3 protein-coding genes are annotated in these 3,153 nt (G+C 66.2%); all 3 read left to right on the forward strand.

Annotated elements, in window-relative coordinates:
* On the forward strand, positions 1-910 hold a 910-nt coding region (locus SX243_25620), incomplete at its 5' end, for an FAD-dependent oxidoreductase (protein ID MDY7096369.1).
* 282 nt (positions 911-1,192) lie between these two features.
* Positions 1,193-2,206 (forward strand): glycosyltransferase family 2 protein, encoded by a 1,014-nt coding sequence (locus SX243_25625; protein ID MDY7096370.1) that lies wholly within the window; start codon positions 1,193-1,195, stop codon positions 2,204-2,206.
* A gap of 24 nt (positions 2,207-2,230) precedes the next feature.
* Positions 2,231-3,153, forward strand: a 923-nt coding sequence (locus SX243_25630) for a glycosyltransferase (GenBank protein MDY7096371.1), incomplete at its 3' end; no start/stop codon positions are given.

Consider the following 3,153-nt stretch of genomic DNA (forward strand, 5'->3'; position numbering starts at 1 on the left):
CGAGGAGTGGATGCGCGGCTTCTTCGGCGAGGGCATCGCCGAGCATTTGATGATGCCCTATGCGCGCAAGATCTGGACCGTCGAGCCCTCTACCATGGATTTCAACTGGATCGGCCGCCGGGTACCCACTCCCAACGTCGAGCGCATCATCGCCGGGGCGCTGACCTCGGAAGTGGATCAGGTGGGGGCCACCTCGCATTTCTGGTATCCCCGCTACGGCGGTATCGAGCCCCTGCCCAAGGCGCTGGGGGAGCGGCTCCACAACCTCCATCTCGAACGCACCGTGGAGCGCATCGAGCTGCCCCAGCGGCAGGTGGTCTTCGCCGATGGAGAGGTGGTGCCCTTCGAGCGGGCGGTGATGACCTTCCCCCTCTGCTTCCTGCCGCGCTTCGTCACCGGCCTGCCGCCGGAGGTGGAGCGGGCCGCTAACTCGCTGTCCTACCAGGGGATCTACTGCGTCAATGTCGGGGTCAAGCGGCCGAATATCTCGGACAAGCATTGGGTCTATTTCTACGAGGACGTCTTCCCCTTCCACCGCCTGTCCTTCCCCGGCACCTTCAGTCCCGACACGGTGCCGGAGGGGTGCAGCTCCATCGCCACCGAGGTGGCGTTTTCGGAGCACCGGCCCCTGGACGAGGAGAGCGCGGTGGAGAAGACCCTGGAGGCGCTACGGGCGGCGAAGATCCTGCATCCGGACGACGAGATCGACCTGGTGCACACCGAGCGCATTCTGCCCGCCTACGTGATCTACGATCTGCAGCACGGGCGCAACGTCGGGATCATCCGCGACTGGCTGCGGGAGCAGGGCATCTGGACCGCCGGCCGCTTCGGCGAGTGGCAATACTTCAACATGGATCATTCCATGCGCAGTGGCAAGCAGGCGGCGGAAGAGATCTTGGCTCTTGGATAAGGTGTGGGCAGGTGCAGCGCGCAGGCACTCATGAGGTCGTCTCATGCCCTGTCTTGAAATCGCTCGGGGGCCTCGGCGCACTGTTCCGACGCAGGCGAGGGAGCTGCATCGGCGCGCGGGAAACTCGCTGGCGCTCAAACAGTGCCGCGCGTTTCTCCGCTGCAGCTCCTGCCTGCGCCGGGCGCCTCGGAGTCCTCGCTCCTTTCAAGACAGGACACGAGACGACTCGTTGTTGGTGCCTCTCGTTGCAACGACACTGGTAGACTTCCCGTGGTGAACACCATGCCCCAAGCCCAATCGACCTCCTCTTCTCGGCCCGAGCCTGCGGCCGGCCCAGGAGAGATCCAGGAAAGGGAGCTCGCCGCACCGGAGGTGAGTGTCCTGGTGCCGGTGCTCAACGAGGCGGAGACGGTGGAGAAGCTGGCGCAGCAGGTGCTCGACTGCTTCGACGGCATCGGCCGCTCCTGCGAGGTGGTCTTCGTCGACGACGGCTCCGACGACGGTACGCCAGCGCGGGTGCGGGCGGCTCGGGAAAAGGATTCGCGAGTCAAGCTGGTGCGGCTGCGGCGCAACTTCGGCAAGGCGGCGGCCCTCTCCGCCGGCTTCGATCACTGCCGGGGGCGCTTCATCATCACCATGGATGGCGACCTCCAGGACGACCCGGCGGAGATCCCCCGTTTCCTGACCCACCTGGAAGAGAACGACCTGGATCTGGTCTCGGGCTGGAAGCGGCGGCGTCAGGATCCCATCTCCAAACGCTGGCCGTCCAAGCTCTTCAACCGGGTCACCCGCACCTTGGCGCAGGTGGATCTGCACGACTTCAACTGCGGCTTCAAGGCCTATCGCCGGGAGGTGCTGGAGCAGATCGCGGTCTATGGCGAGCTGCACCGTTATATTCCGGTGCTGGCCAGCCGCCGGGGCTTCAAGATCGGTGAGATCGAGGTGCAGCACCATCCGCGGCGCCACGGGGTGAGCAAATATGGCTGGGACCGGCTGTACAAGGGGCTCTTGGACCTGATCACGGTCCTCTTCATCACCAAGTACACCCGCCGGCCGCTGCATCTCTTCGGGGTCATCGGGCTGTTCTTTCTCGGTCTCGGCTTCCTCATCAATCTCTACCTGCTGGTGCTTTGGATCGGCGGTGAGTCGCTGAGTGACCGGCCGCTGCTGCAGCTGGGGATGCTTCTCATGCTCATCGGCATCCAGGTTCTCACCACTGGGTTGCTGGGGGAGATGATCACCTTCAAGAATTTCCGCCGCTCGGATAGCTACTCGATCAAAGAGCGCCTCGACTAGCCTCCAGCGCCTTCCTCACCACCGTTGCAACTCCTCTTCCTCACCCAGACTTACCCGCGCTTCGCCGGGGATACCGCCGGTCCTTTCATCCGGGATCTGGCGCGGGGATTGGTGCGCGGCGGCGACCGGGTGACGGTGCTGGCGCCTCACGCTCGGGAGGTGGCCGACGGGTGGGACGACGACGGCGTCACCGTGCGCACCTTCCGCTATGCACCGGAGCGGTTCGAGGTCCTGGGCTACAGCCGCAGCCTGGCGAAGGACGAGAGTGCCCGCCTCGGCGCTCTGGCGGTAGCGCCCCTCTATCTGCTGGCGGCTCGGAGGGCGGTGCGCCGGCTGCTGGCGAAGCCGCCGGGGGGAGATCGATTCGATCTGCTCCACGCCCATTGGGTGGTGCCCAACGCTCTGGTAGCGGCACCTCTGGCGGGCTCGCGATCGCTGCCCCATCGAGTGCCCCTGGCGGTGGGGCTGCACGGCAGCGACGTCTTCATGGCGGAAAAGGCCATCTTTCGAGGGCTGGTGGGCCAGGCTCTGGCGCGCGCCCGGGTGCTCACCGGCTGCTCACCGGAGTTGGTGGATCGGGTGCGGGCTTTGGGGGTGCGACCCGCGGGGTTCCCGGAAGCGCGTTCCCGGGTCATCCCCTACGGCGTCGACGTCGAGCTCTTCTCCCCCGATCGAGAGCGACGCGGCCTGTGGCGCCAGCAGCTGGGGATTCCGGAGGATGCTCCTCTGGGACTGACGGTGGGGCGCATGGCCACCAAGAAGGGCTATCAGGTGCTGATGCCGGAGCTGGAGGAGCTGCTCGCCGACAATCCGGACCTCCATCTGGTGCTAGCCGGCGCGGGGGATCGGCTGGAAGAGTTTCAGCGAGCCGCGGCGCCGTGGCCCCGACGGGTGCATTTCCCCGGCGCCGTCTACCGCGACACGCTGCCGGACCTCTACCGCGCTGC

Source organism: Acidobacteriota bacterium (assembly GCA_034211275.1).
Lineage (GTDB): Bacteria > Acidobacteriota > Thermoanaerobaculia > Multivoradales > JAHZIX01 > JAGQSE01.